Raw genomic sequence first — 22,660 nt, forward strand, 5'->3', positions numbered from 1 at the left:
TAAATTGGGGAGGATCAATTCAGAGATGTGAGAATAAACCATCTTGGTGGGGTTTGATTATATGGGGGGAGACACCAGGCAAGAAAAAGCCAAAAAGCCGTATAGAATATCCATCTTTCTATACGGCTAAAATGGGGAGGATCCAGATTATAGCGATTGCTCAAGTTCAAGTTGATCGATCGCCACAGAATCCGGTTTTGCGTTTATTATAAACAATGCAAGAACCGCAATTGCAACAGCCACACTGGCAATGTTGGAAGGAGTGGCGGGTAGATTAAGGCCGATCTCTGCCTGCAGGATGAATGCGACATTTACTGCGGTCATAAAGGCTGCAGGAAGTGAGCATATCCAGTGAAACTTATCTTTTTTCGCAAGATAAATTGCGGCGCACCACAGAACCATCATCGAAAGCATCTGATTCGACCAGCCGAAATAACGCCAGATAATTTTGAAGTCCACCTGGGTGATGATAAATGCCAGGGCAAAGAGAGGAATAGCGATCAACAACCGCTTTGCGGTTTTCGATTGATCCATTTTAAAGGTCTCAGCGATGATCAGTCGAGTAGATCGAAACGCCGTGTCGCCACTTGAGATGGGCAGAATAACCACACCAATAATTGCCAGGAAACCGCCAACAGGACCAAGAAGGGTATTACATGCCTCATTTACCACAGCCGCAGGTGACCCAGCAGCGATAACAGCATTCATGGCATCGGGTCCGGTGTAAAATGAAAGCCCGACAGTTGTCCAGATAAGAGCGATGATGCCTTCCATGATCATCGAACCATAAAATACCGATCGTCCGTTGCTTTCGTTTTTTAAACAACGAGCCATGAGTGGTGACTGGGTTGAATGAAAACCGCTGATGGCACCGCATGAAAGAGTAATAAACAAGAGAGGCCAGATCGCCTTGCCGCCGGGATGGGTATTGCTCGCAAAATCCAGGTTCGGCAAAATCTCATAGCCATGATAAACGAGGCCGACCATAATACCGACGGTCATAAAGATAAGAAGAGCACCAAAGACCGGATAAAGACGACCAATTATTTTATCAATCGGGAGGATTGTCGCGAGGAAATAGTAGAGAAAAATACAACCAACCAGAATCTGCACATTGATTCCGGTCAGGTTGCTGAGCAGCTTCGCCGGTCCAAGAATAAAGACGACACCAACCAGCAGGAGAAGCACGACAGAGAAAATACGCATGACCTGCCTCGCCGGCATTCCCATGATATCACCGACAACTTCCGGAATTGATTTTCCGCCACCGCGTACAGAGAGCATCCCGCTGAAATAATCATGTACCGCACCACCAAAAATACAACCGATGACTATCCAGAGAAGAGCAGATGGGCCGTAGAGGGCACCAAGAATCGGTCCAAAAATAGGCCCTAGCCCGGCAATATCCAACAACTGGATAAAGAACACCTTCCAGGTGGGCATGGCAATGTAATCGACGCCATCCTCTTTGGTGAGACAAGGGGTTAGCCTATTCGTCTCGATGCCAAAGATTTTTTCGACCAAAACACCGTAGGTTAAGTACCCCAGGATTAACAACCCCACACAGGTAAGAAAAAATAACATTGTGACCCTCCACGCTAAATTGATATTTGAATGCAGTCCGTTGCCAACATTTTCAGTATGCAGCGTATCCGGACAATGCCCTTGTATCAATTCATTGGCGATGAAATGTCGTTTTATCCTCCTGAAGTGTCAGATACACCGTTTGAAGTGTTTTGAGCCCGGGTGCAGATTCTTTTCTATTTCAGCTGGCGGCAACATAAGAAACATCTTCCTGGAGATGCGGGATGCGAAAGGAGATCATGGTCCCTTTTCCTGAGCTACTGGTTACCTCCATACCAAATTCAGGACCATAGATCTGTTCCAGGCGCTCATTTGAATTCCGCAGGCCAACCCCTTCCGTATGAGATTCCAGATCTTTTTTCAGTAAAAGCGTATCGAGTTTTTCTTTTGCAATGCCCTGGCCATCGTCCTCAACAGTAACCTCCAGCATATCAAGGTTTCTATAGATTTTAAGGCCAATGCGCCCTCCCCCTTCCCTGCTTCTAATGCCATGTTTGATCGCATTTTCCACCAGGGGCTGGATAATAAGAGAAGGAATTGGCCAATCCTCACACCCCGGTTCCACATCAATCTCGATCTGAATCAGGTCGCCAAACCGCGCCTTTTCAATGGCCAGATAAGAATTGATCTGTTCCAGCTCGCTGGAAAGTGGAATATAGCCTCGGCTGGAATCGAGATTCTTGCGCATATACAAGGAGAGATCGAGAATCAATTCTCTGGCCTTTTCCGGGGTGGTCCTGCAAAAAGATGCGATTGTGTTCAGTGAATTAAACAGGAAGTGCGGATTGATCTGTGCCTGCAGATGCTTGATTTCTGCATGGGCCAGCAATTTGTCTTTTACCTGAATATCCTCAAGTTCCAATTGAATGGAAAACAGATCGGTCAGTCCTTTGGCAATTTCAAACTGGATCCGGTTGAGTTCCATCGTGGCGGAACCATAGAACTTCAGAGTACCCACAATGGTCCCGCCTTTTTTGAGAGGAACAATTATGGCGGAGTAAAAAGGACATTCCTCATGACTGCAGCCAATTTGAGAATGACGCCGCAAAAAAATCGGTTTACCGGTGGCAAGGACATCACGGGTGGACTGCGTTCTAATGGGTTTCCCGGCAAGATGATGGTCGTCACCTGCTCCAACATGAGCCAGAACCTGGGTTGTGTCGGTGATGGCGACCGCCGCAACAGGGAGGCGCTGGTGAATGATATCTGCTGTGGCAAGAGCTGTTTTCTTATTCAGACCGCCACGAAGATAACGCACCGTATTGTTGGCAATATCAAATATTTTGTGCGCCTGGGTGGAGTCTTTTTTTTCCCTGAAATCCTGAAGAGACTTGATAACATGGATAAAAAGACCAGCTCCCAGGGTGTTACCAATAAGCATGGGTAGTGCTATAACCTGAACCAATGCTACTGCCTGATCGAATGGTCGTGAAAAGAGAAGGACCAGGCTCATATGAAACACCTCGCCAATAAAGGCTAATATCATCCCCTTGGACCAATCCAAACTCCTTTCTTTGTACCGCAGATGCATATACCCTGCGAAAAGTCCCTCGAAAATAGTCGCCAGCGAACAGGCAACGGCACTGAATCCCCAGGGATCAATGATGAATCGGTGCCCACCTGCGATAAGCCCTGCACCAAATCCCACCAGGGGCCCGCCAAAAAGGCCCGCTGTAACAACTGCCATCGCCCGCAGATTCGCAATGGAATGAAAGATAGCGTTGCCGCTATAGGTCCCTAAAATGCCAAAAAACCCAAAAAAAACGATGAGAAACAGCCGGTTATATATAGAATTTTTTTTAAAATTCAAGTCCTGTACCGGCGAGAGAGAGAGGAGCACAAAAGCGCCGGCCACAAGCAAACCGACATGTTTAAGGAGAACGGTTATAAGAGTGGTAATAGACATAGAGCTAAATTCCCAGTCGTTTTTTAAAATCCTTGACGCGCGTCCGACTCACTACCAGCTCGGTGCCTTTGTCATCTGACATGATAAGATTATACTTCCCATTAAACCATGGGCTGAACTCGCGAATACAATCGAGATTGACCAGAACTCCCCGGTGGGCCCTAAAAAAGGAACAGCCCACCAGGTGTTCAGCGAGTTTATCCATGGTGGATATGCTGTAGACTGGATATTCCTCCGTGACTGTATGCACCAGGATACGGCCGGATTCGTATGAGCAGTAGACAATTTCTTCAGGCGACAGAAGTTGCATCCTGCCATTGTTTTCAACTGAGACCCTCACGGCTTCCTTTGGACCAGCCATCTGGGCAAGAAGCGTCTGTAATTTGTCCTGAATTGTGCCCTGGGTTTCTTCTCTTACGTATCGGCGCACTCTTTCTATCGTCAGTGCCAGCCGCTTGACTGAAAGTGGTTTCAGGAGATAGTCAATGGCGCTTTTTTCAAAAGCCTCAACCGCATAGTTATCATATGCGGTTACAAATACAAACAAGGGCATTTGCGCTTTGAGAGACAAGGTTTTAATGAGATCAAAACCTGTTCTGCCAGGCATTTGAATGTCAAGAAAGACGAGGTCGGGTGACGTTTTCTCGATAAGAGATACAGCTTTCCCGACAGAATCGACATCACCAGTAATTTCGATATCGGTAAAAGAAGAAAGAAGATAACGTAATTCGTCCCGTGCTGGTTGTTCGTCGTCGACGATGATGCATCTGATTATCATGACAAGTGTTAGTGAACGAGTGAGTAAAATTCTAATAATACAAGCAGATTACCACTAAACCACAGCCATAGGGGAATATGAGGTAAGCTTTTTTATGGGGGCTATTATAACGCGGCTGACCGAGATTTCCTGTGACCACCAGAGCTGGCCAGCAAGTATTGCATGCATGGAATGATCTCGACTCTTGACGAGAACATTCTTCCAAAAAAAACCGGGAAATAGTAAATTATTGCCAAGTTACTCAACAATATAGGCAATATGAAAAAAAATTCATCTCTGATTGATGCTGTGCTGCATTAAATTACTTGACACCGCAGAAGTGTCTGCCGACAGCGACAGATATACCACTCATATTTGACCATTTCATGATAGAATAGCACTCTTCGGCAGTTTGTTGTTGCTGGAAATGCATACCTTCTGGTCCCGGCAAACGCAAAGAAAACGAGGAATTTTTCAGAGCCCCGTGCGGGATATACCTCTCGTGAGAGAATTTATTTTTTGGCAAAAAGCCACTCCATGAAGACATCAGAGAAACTCAAGATCCTCGCAGATGCCGCCAAGTATGATGCATCCTGCTCCTCAAGCGGGAGCAATAGAAAAGCTGCGCCGAACGGAATCGGCAACGCTGCTGCGAGCGGGATATGCCACAGCTGGGCTGCGGATGGCCGATGCGTCTCCCTGCTTAAAATATTACTTTCTAATGCGTGTGTATACGATTGCAGCTATTGCCTTAATCGTCGATCCAACATGCTGGATCGCGCAACATTCACCCCCGAAGAGGTGGCCGATCTCACCATCAATTTTTATCTGCGCAACTATATTGAAGGGCTGTTTTTAAGCTCAGCCGTCTATGCATCCCCGGATAAGACCATGGCGGATATGGTAGAGGTGTGCCGGCTCTTACGCCAAAAACATCGATTCAACGGCTATATTCATCTTAAAGTTATCCCCGGTGCCGCAAACGATCTGGTTCTGCAGGCCGGTTTTCTTGCTGACAGGTTGAGCGTAAATATAGAATTGCCTTCAGAGGCATCGCTCAAGAGCCTCGCCCCGCAAAAATCAAAGCAGGGCATACTCGCCCCGATGAAGCGGATCGGTGAGAACTTTACCGGTTTCCAGCTCGAACGAAAAAAAAGCAGAAACAGTCCGAGTTTTTGCCCCGGAGGACAGACCACCCAGATGATCATCGGTGCATCGGCAGAAAGTGATCTCCACATCCTCAATCTGACGGAAAATCTCTATAACAAAATGAGTTTGAAACGGGTCTACTTTTCAGCCTATATCCCGGTCAATGAGGGGCCTTTACTCCCTGCCCTGGCAACAGCGCCGCCGCTTATACGCGAACATCGCCTCTACCAGGCCGACTGGCTGCTCAGATTCTATAAGTTTCAGTCCCATGAAATCCTCTCCCCGGCCTTTCCCAATCTTGATGAACGTCTCGACCCCAAGGCGGCCTGGGCGTTACGCAATTTCGATCTTTTTCCCCTTGATATCAACAGGGCAAGCTACGAAGAGTTACTCCGTATTCCAGGTGTCGGCGTCACGTCAGCCAGGCGTATTATCCAGACGCGCAGGGTCGCTGCCATCCGGGAACAGGACCTGAAGAAGATTGGCATGGTTCTAAAACGCGCCAGATTCTTTGTTACCATCAATGGTAAATATCTCGGGGACACATCCTTATCATATCATCGTGTGGTGAGCGCACTGTGCAAGGCTGAGCCACCCGGCACCAATAAACTTCTGCACCACAGTCGCCAGCTGCGACTGTTTTAGTATGGATTCGATCATCTACCTCCATGACGGCACTTTTGAAGGGCTGCTGCACGCTGTTGCGTCGGCGGTAAAATCGCCAGAAGACGTTCAGGGAATTTATGCCAGGCAGGGGTTTTCACCACAAATTTTCGATACCCTCATTTCCCTGGAGACGGACAGGCAACAGGCCCTCCGGCTTTTTGCGTACCTGAAACAACTCAAGGGCAGTGCTGCCCGCTTTGCCGTACATGGCTTTCTGAGCGATGACCGTGAAGTGGGAATGCATCTTTACCAGATGGTTCGGGAATGTCTTGTTCGCGGCGCAATGGCCACCCAGTTCTACACCCATGATTCGATCAGGTACCTTGACAAACTGTCCCAAAAGGTCGGATCTGAGGCCCATAGATTGATCGGACTCATTCGTTTTCGGATTCTTGAAGACGGCCTGCAATATGGTCCATTTGAGCCGGACTGCAACGTGATGAGCCACTGCGCCCTCCACTTTATGCAGCGGCTCAAAAATCAGCGGTGGATACTGCATGATATTCGCCGTAACCATGCCCTGTACTGGGATCGTTCTTCCCTGCAGGCAATCGATATTGACGACGACTTCACCAACCAGGTGCGACACTCTGGAGAAATCCCCGAATCAAGACTCAGCGAGCCGGAGCGGCACTACCAGGAACTCTGGAAAACCTTCCATACCGCTGTCGCCAATACGGACAGAAAAAACCTGGACCTGCAGCGCCAGTTTATGCCGCGACGCTACTGGAAATATCTTGTCGAGATGCAAGAGTTCCCTCTTGGCACTCCACGTCTCCCCTAAGCCGTAGGTGCAAGCCTAATTGGTGGCTCTCCATCCCATTGCTGCCGATGCCAACCAGCATCTCTGCATGTTTCTCATCCGGAATGGCAAATCTGTTCTGTCTGCCAAACATTGTCCCGGCACACCAGAAATACTCTGTCAACTTCTGGGCAAGAGCAGAATAGTGGTACTTCGAACCTCGTCCGCGCATCAAGGATGTGCCGAATCCCGCCTCAAAATGTGAGCCCTGGCACTCTCCTACCCATGCATCCTTTCCATCGCCATATGTCTCAGAAACAGCCACGCCAATGGTGGCAGCAGCATCGCGAAAGCCACGCAAAGCAGGAGAAAAGTCTGCTGAACGCCAACCTTATCAGCAAGTATGCCGACCAGTGGACCAGTACAGACGAAACTGAGGCGGAAGACAAGTGACTGCAGGGAAAGGATACCGGCACGATTGGCCGAGGGAATCTCCTGTTGGGCGTAGTTGAGCAGCATCGGACCACGCAGTCCGCGCATACTGGTCAACAGGTAATAGAAAAGAAATCCCCAGAGCCCGCCATACAGTCCGAGCCCCAGATAGCCTGTGACGATCAACAGAACGAACAGCACCACCATGCGCCGGTCGCCCAACTTCAGATGACTGCGATAGCTGGCCAGAGCAAATAGGGCGACACTCAGATTGGCAACAGCCCAGATAGGTCCGAACCAGACCAGTGGAACCCCGCCGTCCTGCATATAAGGCTGAATCAGCCAGACCGGATAAAACGAAGCCATGCCTAATACCAGATTCAGGAAAATAGTGTAACACAGTCGCCGGTTTTCAATAAGCGCGTAGCGGGTGGACAGCCAGGCCTCGACAACATGGCTGGCCGGAGTTTTGAGTTGTCGCGCCGGCTCGATCAGGGTGCGGGTCAGCAACAAGGCCAACCCCCAGACAACCACCTGAATCATGAAAGGGAGCAGCGGAGCGGCCGCATAAAGCAGACCGGCAAAGATCGCGCCGCAGGCCTCACCGATCTGGCCCAATCCGTTCATCCGCCCTTCGTGACGGGCATAGGTATGTTCTTCTGCTTCGGCCTTCAGGCTTTCGTAAAGCAGGGCGCTGTCTGTGCCGCTTATAAAGGAGAGGGAAATCCCGAGGATAATCTCTGCGACCAGAACCTCGGTAAAGGAACCCGCAAAGGAATAGAGCCCCCAGCCGATGATCCCCAATAGGGAGGCGAAATTCAGGGCCGACCGGTAACCGATCCGGTCGCTCAGATAACCGGACGGGTACTCCATAATCACCATTGCGACAGAAAAGATCCCCTGCAGCAGCAGAATCTGCGTCAGGCTCAAGCCGATCTGATCCTTCCAGAACAGCGTAATGATCGCCATCGGAAACAGGCTCATCTTCAGGAAAGAAAAAAGGTAGAGCTTCTTGATGTTGGCATGGAAAGTGTTCCTGGATGGCATAAAATTCCTTTTTTTGCCTTGAAATGATCAGATCAGCGAAAACTATTCTGCAGTTTTGCCGTCCCGCCTGAAGAGACATCAGCTTTCCCTTGGCACTACCGAGCTCAATCCACGCCATCATAACGGCTCTCTATCATTCTGCCGAAACAATTAAGGACGAATACGGTTTTAGTTTCCTCTGGCATCTTACTTGTCTCTATTTCCAACAGATCCGGATATGATTTAAAAATCTAAAAATCAATGTGATTACCACTACACCTCAGCTATTTGGGGATATGAGGTGCCCTTTGCACGGGACGCCATAAACCCATCCCTGGGGGCTTGACCGCAGCCATCCAGGCTACGGAACACCCGTGCAAAGGGCACCTCATATCCCTCTGGACCTTCCAAGCTGAATTTTAGTGGTAATCACAAAAATCAATGTGGATGATTTCTGCTATAAAATCTAAAATGCAGTCAAGAATGATTACAATACGTTTATATCGATCAATGCAGTATTGCAGACATTTGCAGGAGAACATTAGGGAATTTATCCTCACCGGACCAGGACGGACCTGAACAGGAGCTCATATTATGAAAATTAAAGTCAGCTTATTGATACCCATAGCACTGGGGTTGCAATTATTGGCATTGCCCATATCTGCCGGGGCAAATGATATAATCGACCAGACGCAGTCATCAACAAACAAAATCGTCACGCAATTCAAATCTGAGCCAAAGCAGGACAGTATCACAGAGTCAGACGCGAGACGCCAAAAGATCATAAAAACAAAACGGATACGCAGACAGATTAAAAAGCTCAGAAGTGGGAAATAACCTTTGTCACTGCCTCGACTTCATTTATAGACTTGCCCTGGCCGACTCACAGGCAGTGAGCTCCTGATAAATTATAGTTCGATCCGCTGCAGCCATTTATTTTGGTACCGGTCACCCTTATTCTGTATGGCAACGCACCCATCCTCACCCATAAGGAGAAAGCAATATGATACGAGCATATGCGGCATTTGCGGCTGGAGGGGAACTTCAGCCTTTTGACTATGACCCCGGGGAATTAAACCAGAACGAGGTTGAAATAGATGTTGTATTCTGCGGAATCTGTCACTCGGACCTCAGTATGGTGGATAACGAGTGGGGTATTTCCCAGTATCCGCTGGTACCTGGCCATGAAGTAGTCGGCACAATCGCTGCCAGGGGCGAAAATGTGACCAATCTGGAAGTCGGCGACACGGTCGGCCTCGGCTGGCATGCCGGATACTGCATGACCTGCAGCAATTGTATGCAAGGCGACCATAACATGTGCACCAGTGCCGAGGGCACTATTGTCGGCCACCACGGCGGTTTTGCCGATAAAGTCCGTGCCCAGGCGGCAAGTGTCATCAAGCTGCCGGAGGGAATTGATCTGGATAGCGCCGGCCCGCTGTTTTGCGGCGGCATCACCGTATTCAATCCACTGATCCAGTTCGGTATCAAGCCGACCGATAGCGTAGCGGTGATAGGTATTGGCGGCCTTGGCCACATGGCATTACAATTTTTAAACGCCTGGGGCTGCCAGGTGACCGCCTTCACATCCAGCGAGGCCAAAACCAAAGAGGCCATGGAACTGGGAGCGCATCGGGTCATCAACTCCCGTGACCCGGAGGCCCTGGAGGGTGCGGCTGGTCAGTTCGATCTGGTGCTGTCTACAGTCAACGCTAAAATGGACTGGAATAAATATATCGCAACCTTGAAGACCAGAGGCCGTTTACACCTCGTCGGCGCCACCCTGGAACCGCTGGACCTCCACCTGTTCCCGATGCTGATGGGCCAACGCTCCGTGTCGGCCTCCCCCGTCGGGGCCCCTGCCAACATCGCCCGAATGCTTGAGTTTGCCGTCCGGCACAATATCAAGCCGATTATTGAAAAATTCCGGTTCGACCAGGTAAACGATGCTCTTGCCCATCTGCGCAGTGGTCGTGCCAGGTATCGAATTGTCCTGACCAAATAGGCGGTGGACGGATGCAGCATAACCGCATCCGTCGCAGTCTGTTTAAAGGCGCTTGGCGGACATTCTTTCAGACATCCTGATCATTTGAGCTGCCTGCTGCGCGAAAAAATCATGGTCAAATGGTCATTCACTTTCCAGTTCCGCGAGTAATCCCCGGGCAAAATCAAGGCTTGGATCAAGAGTGAGCGCGAGATGGAGAAACTCAACCGCCGACTCTTTATTGCCAATTTTATTGTAATTGACGCCAAGATTGGCATAATCGATCGCCGATGCCGGGTTGAGGTCTACCGCCCTTTGAAAGTGGATGATGGCTTTTTCATAGGTCTGCAATTTAAAAAAACAGACGCCGAGCGTGTTATGCAGGTCTGATCTTTCTTCGTCCTCGGCAAGCCCTTTATAAAGGATTTGAACCGCTTCTTCATAGCGCCCAAGTTCCTTTAAACAACTGCCCATATAGGAATATATATAAGGCAGATCTTCTGTCTCCGGCCGCATGGCAAGCGCCCGCTTAAAGTGCTCCAGGCCCGATTCGGGAAAGCCCATATCGGAGAAATTCCGTCCGCGGTAGAATTCGAGATAGTAGGCCTGGGGCAGAAGTTTTTCCATCTGTTCCAGCTTTTTTTCCAGAAGCTCGGAATCGTTGACCAGCTCAACGAGAAGTTTGGCGGAAAAAAGTCCGACATCGTTGATCATCGACCTTTCCCGAAAATGCGCACCGGGAACTATGGTGTATAACGCTGGAATATTCAGTCCATCATGGGTCACATCGATCATCAGAACGTCCAAGCCGATATTCTTTAAGGCGGCAAGACAATTGTCCACCTCGACCTTGATATTGTTATCCGACAGATCAGCCATCTCATCTATGGTGATGGTCTCGGGTGATTCGGTGAGATATTCGACCTCTTCCATAGCCAGCGGTTTCGGCAGTCCCGAAGCAATATAGTTGGCATCGGTATTAAAATCGCCGGCCAGTTGGGCCACTTCGGTGATTGCCCTGATCAGTGCTTTTTCCGGGTCGGGAGTTGTCCCGGCGGTATAGACAATCTCACTTTTCCCGGGGAAAGTCGACCGATCAATAGCCAACGCAGCGACGGTACATATCCCTGTATTAAGAGTAAAATCATTAAGATACAGCTCTATATTATGTTTGCGAAATTTCTCGACAAGTTCTATGGCCACGGCATCCTGCAGAGAATCCGGGTTAATTTTCGGAGTGACGCCTTTGGTGTTGTTAACGACGGAGCAGACGTGCCGTTCGACAATCTCGCAAATACCCTGCAGGGCGGCTTCCTCGTAGGTATTGCCTGCCGAAGGGCCATTGAATTCATTGATGGCAAAAAACCAGGAAAACGGGATGAGCACATCCTGGCCGGTGGTGACATTGGTGCCCCAGGCCCACTGCATGGGAATATCGGCGAGTAATTGTTCCAAGAGTTCAAGGGAGGAATGCGTGTCGTGCACCGAGGCAAGCAGATACTGCAGATCGAGTACCGGATACCCCGCCCGGTCCATGGTTTTGTAGTCCCCGGACAAAAAGTTACCGGAATTATTCTTAAAAGAAAAAAACGAGAAGCGTTCGGCAAGTTCCATGCACGCAGAGGCTTCGGCCTGGACCGGTGAGGCACCTTTCCCCATCTGCTTTTTCGTGCCGGTCAAGGCAAGGGCATCGTCGCCGCAGACGCTGAAGAAAACCGGAATGTCTAGACGTCCGTTATCGATTCTGCGCACTTCATTTAATATTTTCAGATCAAGTGACTCGACCCTTGCATAAAAGTTTTTCAGAGTCTGTTCCGGGCTTATCGCTTTATCCTGGTCGACCGTAAAGGTCTTGGGACAATCATTGAATCGAATAGATTTTTTTTTCATTTTATCCTGGCTTGTATTAAAACGTGAAATGGGTCCTCGAACCGGAAGACTTTTTCCAGCTCTGGTCTCCCGGCTCAAGCATTATTTTCGTTAAATTCCCGGCTGATATGACGCAGCAGAGCAGCATATCTGCTGCTCCCCTGCACAGTAACCGTGCGGGTAAGATCGGCATTTGGCACAATGTTGATGTTCAAACGCTCCTCGGGAAGGACCTCGATCGCCCTGCCGGCCCATTCAATCACCGTCAGTCCCTGTTGATAAAAGTACTCGTCAAAGCCGAGATCCAGAACCTCGCTGACATCCTGCAGGCGATAGAAATCCATATGATACAGCGGTAATCGTCCCGGATACTCGTGCAACAGCGCAAAGGATGGACTGGTGACATAGCAGTTGTCCGGCACGTCAAGGCCACGGGCGATGGCCTGGGTCAGGGCGGTTTTCCCAGCGCCAAGATCACCGTTAAGACAGATCACATCCCCCGGCATTGCCAGGCGACCAAGGAGTCTGCCGAATTTTTCAGTGTCGCTGAGAGTCTGCAGCTGGATGCGGGTTGTGTCCACAGATACCTCCGGTAAGTTCAAAAGACCGGCAATGTATGCCATGTCTCCTGAGGAAAAGCATTAAAAAATTATTTCTTGCATAGAAACAGCGAACCCCGTTCAGGCTTGGACAGCTCTCAATCCTGAACGGGGCATATGACTGGACGTTCCGCAGAAGGCCTTGGATCAACTCACCTTGTCAACTTTCTCTGCCTGCAGGCCTTTATCGGTTTTAGCAATTGAAAACTCAACCATCTCCCCTTCGTTCAGACTTCGAAAGCCATCACCCTGGATAGCACTGTAGTGAACGAACACATCCGATTCACCGTCCGGTCTCTCGAGAAAACCATAGCCCTTGCTTGCATTAAACCATTTCACCTTGCCCCTGATACGTTCTGACATACGGCACCCTCCCCAGGAATGAGCGGATACGACCACAGCAGTGGGATAACGTATAGTCATATCCCTGTTAAAGACAACTTTCCTAACAAACTAAAACACCTGCGTATATTATCAGAAAAACAAATAGAATGTCAACTCAGATCCGTCTATTCCAGCGCATAAACAGCGACTTCTTCATTAGTCAGGGTCAGACTCTCGGTTACTTCTTCAACCACCATGTCATAAGTAATTGAAATGGATCGTAATAGAGTGGTAAAACCGATGGAGCGAGGAACTTATCCCGATAACTCAGCCGATACATCGGCAAATACCAGTTGGGAATCAGGTAATACCCATACCAGAGCACTCGATCAAGGGCACTGCATGCAGCGACTAATTCGTTTTTTGTGCCGGCATAAATAATGCGATCGACAAGACCGTCGACCGCCGGAGAGCGTATTCCGGCATAATTCTGTGAACCAATTTTGTCGGCGGAAGACGACTGCCAGTAATTGCGCTGCTCGTTGCCCGGCGACTGTGACTGGCCATAGACGGCGACAATCATATCGAAATCAAACGTTTTCAAACGTTCCACATACAAGGTTTGATCAAGTGTCCTGTAACTCGCCTGTATACCGAGTTTTTTCAGGTTTTTCACATAGCTTGCCATCACCCTTTCAAATGCCGGGGACACCAGCATGATATCAAATACAAACGGTCTGCCCTGCGCATTGGTGAGCACCCCGTCCTTTACGTGCCACCCGGCTTCATTTAACAGTGTTTTGGCCTGCAGCAGATTTGCCCGCAAAGCCTGTTGATCACCGGTAACAGGGGCGCCAAGGGGGGTTGTGAAAACTTCCTGCGGCAGAAGCTGGCGATACGGTTCCAGGTATTCCAGCTCCAGTCCCGTGGGAACACCCTTTGCCGCCAGATAGGAATTACTGAAAAATGAATTATTTCTAGTGTATTGATCGTGAAAGAGCGATTTATTGATCCAGGAAAAATCGAGGGCCAGCCCCAAAGCCTGTCGCACTTTTCGATCCTGGAACAGCTCACGCCGGGTATTCATCAAAAAACCCTGTATGCCGGCATTGTTCAAATGTGGGAAAGTCTTTTTAACCAGTGTTCCGTCGGCAAATTTTCGGCCATCCATATCTCTGGCCCACTGTTTGGCAATATTGATAGAGATAAAATCGAACTCACCGGCTTTGAAAGCCTCCAGGGCAATTATCGGATCTTTGTAATATTTAACAATAATTGTATCATAATTGAAGATCCCCTTACGAGTCGGATGGTCTTTCGCCCAATAGTGCATGTTCCGCTTGTACGTAATCGACTTGCCGATATCCACACTGGCGACGACATACGGACCGGAGCCAATCGGCAAAAGCAACTCCCGCTGCTCCTGGACCTCGGCAAAGCCATTCTGCTCATGATATTTTTTGGGTAATATATTTATCTGGGTGGCAATCATATGCAGTTCTCGATTGGGCCGTTTAAAATTAAACCGGATTTTCCCCTCTCCCAGCACATCATAGCCGGCGATATCGGCATAGTAATAATTGAACTGGGGATGAACCTTATCGCTTTTCATGAGATCGAGTGAATACGCAACATCCGCTGTGGTTACCGGGCTCCCGTCGGAAAATCTGGCCAGTGGATTAAGGGTAAAAGTGACCGATTTCTTATCTGCAGCAACCTCGATATCTTTGGCCAGAAGACCATACTGTGAAAAAGGTTCATCCAGCGCGGCAACAGCCAGCGGCTCAAAAATCAATGCCTCCAGGCCATATGGCGGGGAACCCTTCAGGGTAAAGGGATTCATTTTGTCAAAGCTGCCGATATCATGCAAAATCAACGTGCCACCCTTTTCGGCCTTCGGCGAGGTGTAGTCAAAGTGAGAAAAGTTTTCAGCGTACTTCAAGCTGCCATCGAGAGACACTCCGTGGCTGCCCAGTGCCTGATGAGCAGGATAAAAAAGAGCGCTGAAAAAAAGAGTCATAAAAAAAAGATGAAAAAATGTTCTATCCAAAACCATTGATGGTGATCTCCTTTATACCATGCGGCAATAGTCTTCTGGCGCCGGCGGACGCAGTGGGAATGTCTATTATAGACTGGCAATATTACCATCATTTGTGTATTGTGTCTAACTTTGCTGCAGGCAGCCGACAAGTGTCGGAAACCAGTCCTTGTCGATCGCCAGCGGTACCACAACAACGGATATCCCCTTTCTTCTCCGGAGTAAAAAATGGGCAAAACAATAGCCGAAAAAATATTTGCGACACATCTGCGTGAGAAACCCTCCCCGGACAACATGATCCTTGACCTTGATGTGGTGATGTGCCATGAAATCACCACCCCCATAGCCATCATGGACCTCATCGAAAAAGGTATGGATAGTGTTTTTGACCCCACTAAGATTAAAGCGGTTATCGACCATGTGACTCCTGCCAAAGACTCTAAAACGGCGATGCAGGGAAAAATCATGCGCGAATGGGCCAGAAGACATCACATAGAAGATTTTTTTGATGTCGGCGCCAATGGGGTCTGCCATGCTCTTTTTCCTGAAAAAGGTTTTGTACGGCCTGGCTATACGGTTATCATGGGCGATTCGCACACCTGCACCCACGGCGCTTTCGGGGCTTTTGCCGCCGGCGTCGGCACGACCGATCTCGAGGTCGGTATCTACAAGGGCGTTTGTTCTTTCCGTGCGCCGCAAAGCATGAAGATCAACATCACCGGCATACTGCAGCCGCGGGTGACCGCCAAAGACGTTATCCTGTCGATTATAAAAAAAATCACCGTCAACGGCGCAACCGACCGGGTCATTGAATTTACCGGGCCGGTAGTTGACTCTTTTTCCATGTCGGCAAGAATGACCCTATGCAATATGGCAGTTGAAGCCGGGGCGACCTGTGGAATCTGCATGCCGGACCGGGTGACGGCTGAGTACCTCTGGCCTTTTATCAAGAACGACTATCCAACTATCGACGCAGCTGTTGCGGATTATCGCCAGTGGCATTCCGATGATGACGCGGTTTACACCGAAATTATTGAACTGGACATAAGCGCCCTCGCGCCCCAGGTCACCTACGAATACAAGCCGGATATGGTCAGGGATCTCAGCGAAATGGCAGGAAATCCCGTTGACCAGGTCTATATCGGATCATGCACCAACGGCCGGATTGAAGATTTACGCAACGCCGCCGAAATCCTGAAAGGGAAAAAGCTGGCCGCCGGGGTCAGAGGCATCGTCACCCCGGCCACGCCCCATATCTACAATATGGCTCTTGAGGAAGGCATCATAAAAATATTTATGGATGCAGGGTTCTGCGTACTGAACCCGACCTGCGGGGCCTGTCTCGGCATGAGTTCCGGCGTTTTGGCGGAAGGTGAAGTCTGCGCCTCGACCACCAACCGTAATTTTAACGGACGCATGGGCAAAGGCGGTATGGTTCATCTGATGAGCCCGTTTTCCGCAGCAGCCGCAGCAGTGACCGGAGTACTTACCGATCCAAGAGATATCAAGTAATTATGAGAGAAGGTGGCACAAAATGAAACAATTTGGCGGTCCGGCAATTTTTCTGGACAGAAGCAATATCAATACCGACGAGATCATTCCGGCTAAATATCTGACGGAGATTTCCAAGACAGCTCTCAAGCCGCATCTCCTGGAAGACCTGCTGCTTGATGGCAAACCTTTCGATCCTCAAGCCGAAGAAATGAAAAACGCCCGGGTTGTCATTACCCGGGCCAACTTTGGTTGCGGCTCTTCACGCGAGCATGCCGTCTGGGCCTTTGAGGTCAACAATATCAACGTCGTCGTTGCCGAGAGTTTTGCCAGGATCTTTCGCCAAAACATGTTCAACTGCGGTATCCTGGCGGTGGAACTGGATTCGATACAGCTTGACAGCCTCTTTGCCATGAAGGGACGGATCACCATTGCAATAGATCTCGAAAAAGACCGGATAAAAGCTACGTCAGATAATCCAGAGCAAGAAATGATACTCTGTTCTTTTGCAATTAATGCGTTCGATAAGGAGTTGGTCGCAACCGGCGGCTGGCTGGCTTACGCCGACAGCCATTACTAACTAAAACATGCATTGTCGCCGGCGGGCAACGCAAATTTTTGTTACGTGCCGCCGGCGAAAATTATAATCCTGATGCCTGGAGTTGCTCGACAACTATTTTCTGGTCGTCGGTCAGCTCTCTTGGCACCTTTACCCCGATTTTAACATAAAGATCGCCCCGTTCCCCCAAGGGACCAACCGGTAAACCGTACCCTCTGATCCGCAACCGGGAATCATGGACCGTGCCCGGGGCCACGTTGACCATAAATTTCTTGCCTTCCAGGGTCTCAACTTCCATTTTTGTGCCAAAACACGCTTCACTAAATGAGATGAGCTTCTGCACCACCAGGTCATCGCCGTTTCGGGTAAATGAATCGTTGGAGGCAATTCCGACTTTAAGATACAGATCTCCGGGAGGCCCGCCGTTTTTCGACGCCCCGCCTTTCCCCTGCAACCGCAGTTTTTTGCCCTCTTCGATGCCTTTGGGAATTTTCACGGAAACATTGTGTGATCGGCCATTTTTACGCAAAGTGATGGTTCTTTCCGCACCGTTCAAGACTTCTTCCAGGGTAACAGTGATCTGATAGGTCATATCCTGACCTTTTTCCGGCGCCGCCTGACACCCGCCACCACAACCACCGCCAGGGCCCTGGCTGAAAAATGAGTTAAAACGGCCGTTTCCTCCCATGCCGTTACGAAAGTTAGCCGAGGAGCCCGAACCGCCCACGCCGAACTGCCGGAGGATATCGTTTAAATCAAATCCCCGGAATATATCTTCCTGGGAATATCGTTGATGAAAATCAGTGGAACCATAGGTGTCATACTGCTTTTTTTTATCAGGATCCGACAAGACAGCGTAGGCCTCGCTGATTTCCTTAAATTTATCTTCCGCCTTTTTATCACCCTTGTTTTTGTCCGGATGATATTTGAGCGCCAGTTTTCGATAGGTCTTTTTAATTTCCGTAGGGGTCGAATTTTTTTCCACCCCGAGAGTCTCATAATAATCCATAGCAACAGTCTATCCAGAGGAACATAAACAAAGAAAAAACAACTTGATATTTGTGCTTCAACAATAGGAATTGTTATGTATACAGTCAACCACCTATTCCGGGGCCCGTCAATGTTGTGTGCAAATAAAAAAGGAGTATATTCCGCATAGGAACACCACTCCTTTTCCTCGTATCGAGCCGGGCTTGGGATTTTTTTAAAAAGGCACATCCTCGCCGGTACCGCTGCCGCCTGTTCCACCGTCAAACGGCTCCGGTGGCAATGGTGGCTCCTGGTAACCGCCACCGCCGCCTTCACTCCCTCTCGGAGTGAGGTTCTGCACCGTATTTGCTATAATTTCCGTAGTATATTTATCATTGCCGCTCTGGTCCTGCCATTTCCTGGTCTGCAATCGACCTTCGACATAAACTTTCGAGCCTTTTGACAGATAATTACTGCAAAATTCCGCAGCTTGAGCCCAGACAATGACCCGATGCCACTCCGTTTCTTCCTGCGGATTCCCTTCCTTATCCTTCCATTTTCTACTTGTCGCAACTCTGAGCGTGGCTACCGCAGTTCCGCTTGGTGTATAGCGCATTTCAGGGTCTGCGCCTAAATTTCCAATGAGTATAACCTTGTTTATCATGATACAATCCTCTGGGTGTAAGAAAATTAAGGAAGATGCGCCGATCTCCTCTCGATTTATGTAGTGCCTTACTCGCTAAAACATGCAATAACAACATGAAATTCTAAGATAATTTTAAAATAAGAAGCTTAGAGTCATCTCCGGACACGCATACCCTTGTGGGGTGCTAGAGCCAATATACGATACCACAAAGAAAGAACAAGATCAAAATACCATAAGGCGCTGCAAGCAATATATTGCAACACTCAGGAGGAACGCATCGCCCTGTCGAGCATTACCGGCAGACCGCCTCGCTCTTTGGGAATATAGCCCATCACTTCGTGCCAGATCTCATCACTTTCCATACAGAAATAGATACAGGTTGTGTCCGCCGCCTTTTGTTTCAGCTGCCGATAAAGATGTTGGTACAGGGCAACCCGGTTCGGCCGGAAATATCGGGCTTTTCCATCCAGCCCCTGGATAAACTCGTTATAATAGATTCTCGATGCCGGAAACCTTTTGATGCCGATCTCTTTTAAACTCGGCAGAAATCGTAAGGCGCCGAGTGAAATCCAAACTATTGCCTTGGCAGGTACCACCTCAAAAAGTCTCTCGATAGTTGCCGTATACCCTTCCTGCCAGCCGGGATGATCAATTACAGGATCAAAGTGAAAGGCCAGCTTGTAGCCCCATTCGGCACATTTTTTCGCCGCGTTCAGCCGCTCTTCGAGGGTTGCCGAGCGCATTTCCTGATTTTTCATGATAAACGGACTGTTCAGCGACCAGGCGACAACGGTTTTATCACGATGCTCCAGACTTTCCAGATTGTCAACAACCCCGCTTTTGGTCTTTAACTCGAGCACGGCATTGTCCCAGCCGGCGATGAAAGGCACCAGTTTTCCGCTCAGCTGCGTCAATCGATCAATGGCCAGGGAGTCGGTAAATTCTCCGGTCCCGATGCGAAAGAACTGCTGAGGATTGGCGGAAAGTGTTGCGGTAAGCTCAGTAAACATCTGGGCAATATTTACATAACAGGTGAGCCAGGGAGTATTAAGATAGGCCTGGAGTATACAATAAACACAGTCGATCGGGCAGTTTGTACCGGTATTGAGGACCTGATAATCACAGCATTGGTATTCCCGGGTTCCCGGACATGGTTTGAAGAACACGCCCCGATTGTTGCAGAGATACAACTGCTTTTTCCCGGCAGAAAGATTCTCCACGTACGCCTCCGCCAGACTGTTTGGTTTCTGTCTCTCCGGCACAACAGACCAGGGAAGCCCGGCCCGATCGATGATCTCCCGGGTGTATTCAAGATCCAGACAGGACTCTTCGATAAAGATCTTGTTTATATAGTACGAGGGATCCTGCCAGCTGTGATTATGCATCAAAACACTCTTTCAATATTGGATATTTTGTAACGGCCAGGTCTTCGTACCTCTCTATCAATTCAAGGTACGAACGACCGAGCTCTGTTTTTCCGTGCTTCAGACAACCTTTGCCGAATATGGTGACCTTGGTTTTAAACGCATCAAGCGCCATCCTGTACCGAGGAAGATCAAGCACGTCTGCGTCGAGCAGCTTTTTCAAGCTGTCTATCCGCATCCGATCCATGCCGCGACGATATTGAAACGAAACCTGATCTTCCCGTCCCCCCTCTTTAATGGTGAGGGATTCGTCAATCAATAAGAAAGGATATCGACAGCTCACGCGCAGCCATAGATCGTAATCCTCGCAGCACGGCAGGGATTCGTCAAAAAGTCCAACATGATCGAACAATTCCTTTTTCATCATGACGGTGGACATGCCGACCACACAGAGCTGGAGGCAATGGTCAAAAATATCGCCGTGGCGGGGAATATGTTTTTCCTTTTGATTCAAATGGTGCCCTTTTCGAATCCATTTTTCTCGAGTATTACTGATCCAGTATTGCGGCTGGTCGACAAGGGATCGATATTGTTTTTCGAGTTTGCGCTTATGCCAGTGGTCGTCGGAATCGAGAAAAGCAACAAAAGCAAACCTCGCCTCGCGTATCCCGACGTTGCGCGCCGCGGCCGGCCCCCGGTTTTCCTGCCGGCAGACCCGGATTGGTATTTGCGCCGCGGGTGAGATATTGCTGAGCAAGGCCTGGGTGTCATCTGTCGACCCATCATCGACGATAATGAGTTCCGAACATAAAAACGTCTGGTCGAGCACCGAGGCAATAGCCCGTCCAAGAAAACCGGCCCGGTTAAACGTTGGAATAATCACTGATACCGGACACCTATTCATCTTTCCTGGCTTATGGGTAGACCTATAAAATATATATTACATATGGCATTTTCCGTCATCTATACTGTATACTATAAAATTAAAAAAAATATACCCCTTCCAGTACGGAAGTTTCAAATTTCGATATAGACGGTTCCAAAATGACCACAGAAATACTCATTAACGCCACAAGCTACGAGGTGCGCCTTGCCCTTGTAGAAGATGGAAATCTGAGCGAATTCCACATGCAGCGGCCTACGGAAAAGGGGCTCATGGGCAATATTTACAAGGGCAAAGTGGTTCGTGTGCTCCCGGGTATGCAGGCCGCTTTCGTTGATATTGGTCTTGACCGAACCGGTTTTCTGTACGTAGATGATATCTGTCTCGCTGCACCCGATTCCTCCGATTACAATCCCTGTATTACCGATTGCGCGATCACCCATGTCCGCACCCAGGGCCTGCGCATCGAAGATCTTCTCCATGAAGGACAGGATATCCTGGTCCAGGTCAGCAAAGACCCCATCGGCACCAAGGGAGCCAGATTAACCTGCCATATAACGCTGCCATGCCGCAACCTGGTGTTTATCCCACAGACCGAGCACATAGGAATATCCCGGAAAATCGAAGACGAGGATATCAGAGACAAACTCAAGCAGCTTATCCAGGAGATACGACCTCAAGGGACCGGTTTTATCGTACGCACAGTTGCGGAGCATGCAACCAGGGAAGAACTGGAAGCGGACATGGAGTTTTTAATGCTCCTGTGGGATGATATTGTTGACCGGGCTGAAAACAGCGAATCGCGTTCCCTTATTCACCGGGATCTCGATATAACTTTGCGTTCCATCAGGGACTTTTTCACCACCGACGTCGATAGCCTCATAATCGATGATCCGGTTGCCCATGAAAAAATTGTCGGTCATGTGAAAACTTTTGCCCCGCAGCTGCTGGACAAAATTTCGCTGTATCAAGAGAGCACCCCTCTCTTCGAAGCATATAACATTGAAGTGGAAATTTCACGGGCCATTGAGAAAAAAGTCTGGCTGAGATCCGGAGGGTATATCATTATCGAAAGTACCGAAGCTCTGTCGGTTATCGATGTTAACACCGGAAGATATGTCGGGAAAAGCGATCTGAACGACACCATATTCAAAACCAATATGGAAGCGGCAGTCGAGATAGCCTATCAACTGCGCTTAAGAAATATCGGCGGTATTATCATCATTGATTTTATCGACATGGAAAATGACAGTCACCGGGAGCAACTGTATACGACGTTTAAGGAGGCGGTAAAAAAAGACAAAAGCAGAAACAATATCTTAAAACTCTCGGAATTTGGTCTGGTACAGATGACCAGAAAACGCATCAGCGAGAATCTGCACCAGCTGATGTGCGAACCATGCCATTATTGCGGTGGTGAAGGAATGATTAAATCCCGCCGGACTATCTGCTACGATATATTCAGAAAGATCACCAGGAACGCCAAAAAACATAAAGGCGGCAACGTCACACTGCAGGTGCATCCAAGAATTGCCAACTTGCTAAATAACGAGGAAGAGCTTACTAAGATAAATGTCGAAAAAGAAATTGGCAAAAGAATTATTGTTGCGCCCTCCAAAGAACTTCATATTGAAAAATATGAAATCATCTGGCAGAGATAATTCTCTCTCCA

19 protein-coding genes are annotated in these 22,660 nt (G+C 48.9%); 7 read left to right on the forward strand and 12 right to left on the reverse strand.

Annotation, left to right across the window (positions count from 1 at the left end; all coding sequences use genetic code 11):
* Positions 1-147: 147 nt before the first annotated feature.
* The 3 genes from FCL47_RS05385 to FCL47_RS05395 all read right to left on the reverse strand — a co-directional run bounded on the left by FCL47_RS05385 (position 148) and on the right by FCL47_RS05395 (position 4,268).
* Positions 148-1,584 (reverse strand): carbon starvation protein A, encoded by a 1,437-nt coding sequence (locus FCL47_RS05385; protein ID WP_136812448.1) that lies wholly within the window; start codon positions 1,582-1,584, stop codon positions 148-150.
* Between the two features lie 181 nt (positions 1,585-1,765).
* Entirely contained in the window at positions 1,766-3,490 is a 1,725-nt protein-coding gene (locus FCL47_RS05390; protein WP_136812449.1) for a LytS/YhcK type 5TM receptor domain-containing protein, read from the reverse strand.
* A 4-nt stretch (positions 3,491-3,494) separates the two neighbouring features.
* Complete coding sequence (locus FCL47_RS05395; RefSeq protein ID WP_136812450.1) at positions 3,495-4,268, reverse strand: LytTR family DNA-binding domain-containing protein; 774 nt, start codon at positions 4,266-4,268, stop codon at positions 3,495-3,497.
* A 516-nt stretch (positions 4,269-4,784) separates the two neighbouring features.
* On the opposite strand from FCL47_RS05395, the gene FCL47_RS05400 reads away from it, so the two are divergent.
* Together FCL47_RS05400 and FCL47_RS05405 are read left to right on the forward strand one after the other, a co-directional pair.
* Positions 4,785-6,041, forward strand: coding sequence for a putative DNA modification/repair radical SAM protein (locus tag FCL47_RS05400; protein WP_136812451.1), 1,257 nt, complete (start codon positions 4,785-4,787; stop codon positions 6,039-6,041).
* A gap of 1 nt (position 6,042) precedes the next feature.
* On the forward strand, positions 6,043-6,846 hold the full coding sequence (locus tag FCL47_RS05405; protein WP_136812452.1) for a TIGR03915 family putative DNA repair protein: 804 nt from the start codon (positions 6,043-6,045) through the stop codon (positions 6,844-6,846).
* A 237-nt stretch (positions 6,847-7,083) separates the two neighbouring features.
* Here the strand turns inward: FCL47_RS05405 and FCL47_RS05410 are convergent, their stop codons facing one another.
* Complete coding sequence (locus tag FCL47_RS05410) at positions 7,084-8,283, reverse strand: MFS transporter (RefSeq protein WP_136812453.1); 1,200 nt, start codon at positions 8,281-8,283, stop codon at positions 7,084-7,086.
* Positions 8,284-8,856: 573 nt separating this feature from the next.
* Here FCL47_RS05410 and FCL47_RS05415 point away from each other — a divergent pair.
* Both FCL47_RS05415 and FCL47_RS05420 read left to right on the forward strand, forming a co-directional pair.
* On the forward strand, positions 8,857-9,099 hold the full coding sequence (locus FCL47_RS05415; protein ID WP_136812454.1) for a hypothetical protein: 243 nt from the start codon (positions 8,857-8,859) through the stop codon (positions 9,097-9,099).
* 166 nt (positions 9,100-9,265) lie between these two features.
* Complete coding sequence (locus FCL47_RS05420; RefSeq protein WP_136812455.1) at positions 9,266-10,267, forward strand: NAD(P)-dependent alcohol dehydrogenase; 1,002 nt, start codon at positions 9,266-9,268, stop codon at positions 10,265-10,267.
* A 123-nt stretch (positions 10,268-10,390) separates the two neighbouring features.
* On the opposite strand, the gene FCL47_RS05425 is transcribed toward FCL47_RS05420, so the two are convergent.
* The 4 genes from FCL47_RS05425 to FCL47_RS05440 form a co-directional block, all read right to left on the reverse strand.
* Positions 10,391-12,136, reverse strand: coding sequence for a YcaO-like family protein (locus tag FCL47_RS05425; protein WP_136812456.1), 1,746 nt, complete (start codon positions 12,134-12,136; stop codon positions 10,391-10,393).
* Positions 12,137-12,210: 74 nt separating this feature from the next.
* Positions 12,211-12,696, reverse strand: a complete 486-nt coding sequence (tsaE, locus tag FCL47_RS05430; RefSeq protein ID WP_240744141.1) for a tRNA (adenosine(37)-N6)-threonylcarbamoyltransferase complex ATPase subunit type 1 TsaE — start codon at positions 12,694-12,696, stop codon at positions 12,211-12,213.
* Between the two features lie 165 nt (positions 12,697-12,861).
* Positions 12,862-13,077, reverse strand: coding sequence for a cold shock domain-containing protein (locus FCL47_RS05435; RefSeq protein WP_136812458.1), 216 nt, complete (start codon positions 13,075-13,077; stop codon positions 12,862-12,864).
* Positions 13,078-13,276: 199 nt separating this feature from the next.
* A complete protein-coding gene (locus FCL47_RS05440) occupies positions 13,277-15,094 on the reverse strand; it encodes an extracellular solute-binding protein (protein WP_240744142.1) in 1,818 nt (605 codons plus the stop codon).
* Between the two features lie 210 nt (positions 15,095-15,304).
* Between FCL47_RS05440 and FCL47_RS05445 the strand changes: the two genes are divergently transcribed.
* Positions 15,305-16,588: a 3-isopropylmalate dehydratase large subunit gene (locus FCL47_RS05445; protein WP_136812459.1), complete on the forward strand. Its 1,284-nt coding sequence runs from the start codon at positions 15,305-15,307 to the stop codon at positions 16,586-16,588.
* Positions 16,589-16,610: 22 nt separating this feature from the next.
* Positions 16,611-17,147 (forward strand): 3-isopropylmalate dehydratase small subunit 2, encoded by a 537-nt coding sequence (locus tag FCL47_RS05450; RefSeq protein ID WP_136812460.1) that lies wholly within the window; start codon positions 16,611-16,613, stop codon positions 17,145-17,147.
* Between the two features lie 61 nt (positions 17,148-17,208).
* On the opposite strand, the gene FCL47_RS05455 is transcribed toward FCL47_RS05450, so the two are convergent.
* The 4 genes from FCL47_RS05455 to FCL47_RS05470 all read right to left on the reverse strand — a co-directional run bounded on the left by FCL47_RS05455 (position 17,209) and on the right by FCL47_RS05470 (position 20,988).
* Positions 17,209-18,135 (reverse strand): DnaJ C-terminal domain-containing protein, encoded by a 927-nt coding sequence (locus FCL47_RS05455; RefSeq protein WP_136812461.1) that lies wholly within the window; start codon positions 18,133-18,135, stop codon positions 17,209-17,211.
* Between the two features lie 195 nt (positions 18,136-18,330).
* Positions 18,331-18,759, reverse strand: coding sequence for a single-stranded DNA-binding protein (locus tag FCL47_RS05460; protein ID WP_136812462.1), 429 nt, complete (start codon positions 18,757-18,759; stop codon positions 18,331-18,333).
* 245 nt (positions 18,760-19,004) lie between these two features.
* Complete coding sequence (locus FCL47_RS05465; protein ID WP_136812463.1) at positions 19,005-20,126, reverse strand: spore photoproduct lyase family protein; 1,122 nt, start codon at positions 20,124-20,126, stop codon at positions 19,005-19,007.
* Positions 20,119-20,988 (reverse strand): glycosyltransferase family A protein, encoded by an 870-nt coding sequence (locus FCL47_RS05470; protein WP_240744143.1) that lies wholly within the window; start codon positions 20,986-20,988, stop codon positions 20,119-20,121. The genes FCL47_RS05465 and FCL47_RS05470 overlap by 8 nt, the downstream gene beginning before the upstream one ends.
* Before the next feature lie 161 nt (positions 20,989-21,149).
* Between FCL47_RS05470 and FCL47_RS05475 the strand changes: the two genes are divergently transcribed.
* Positions 21,150-22,649, forward strand: a complete 1,500-nt coding sequence (locus FCL47_RS05475; protein ID WP_136812465.1) for an Rne/Rng family ribonuclease — start codon at positions 21,150-21,152, stop codon at positions 22,647-22,649.
* The last annotated feature ends 11 nt before the right edge of the window (positions 22,650-22,660 follow it).

The sequence above is a fragment of the Desulfopila sp. IMCC35006 genome (assembly GCF_005116645.1).
Classification (GTDB): Bacteria; Desulfobacterota; Desulfobulbia; order Desulfobulbales; family Desulfocapsaceae; genus Desulforhopalus_A.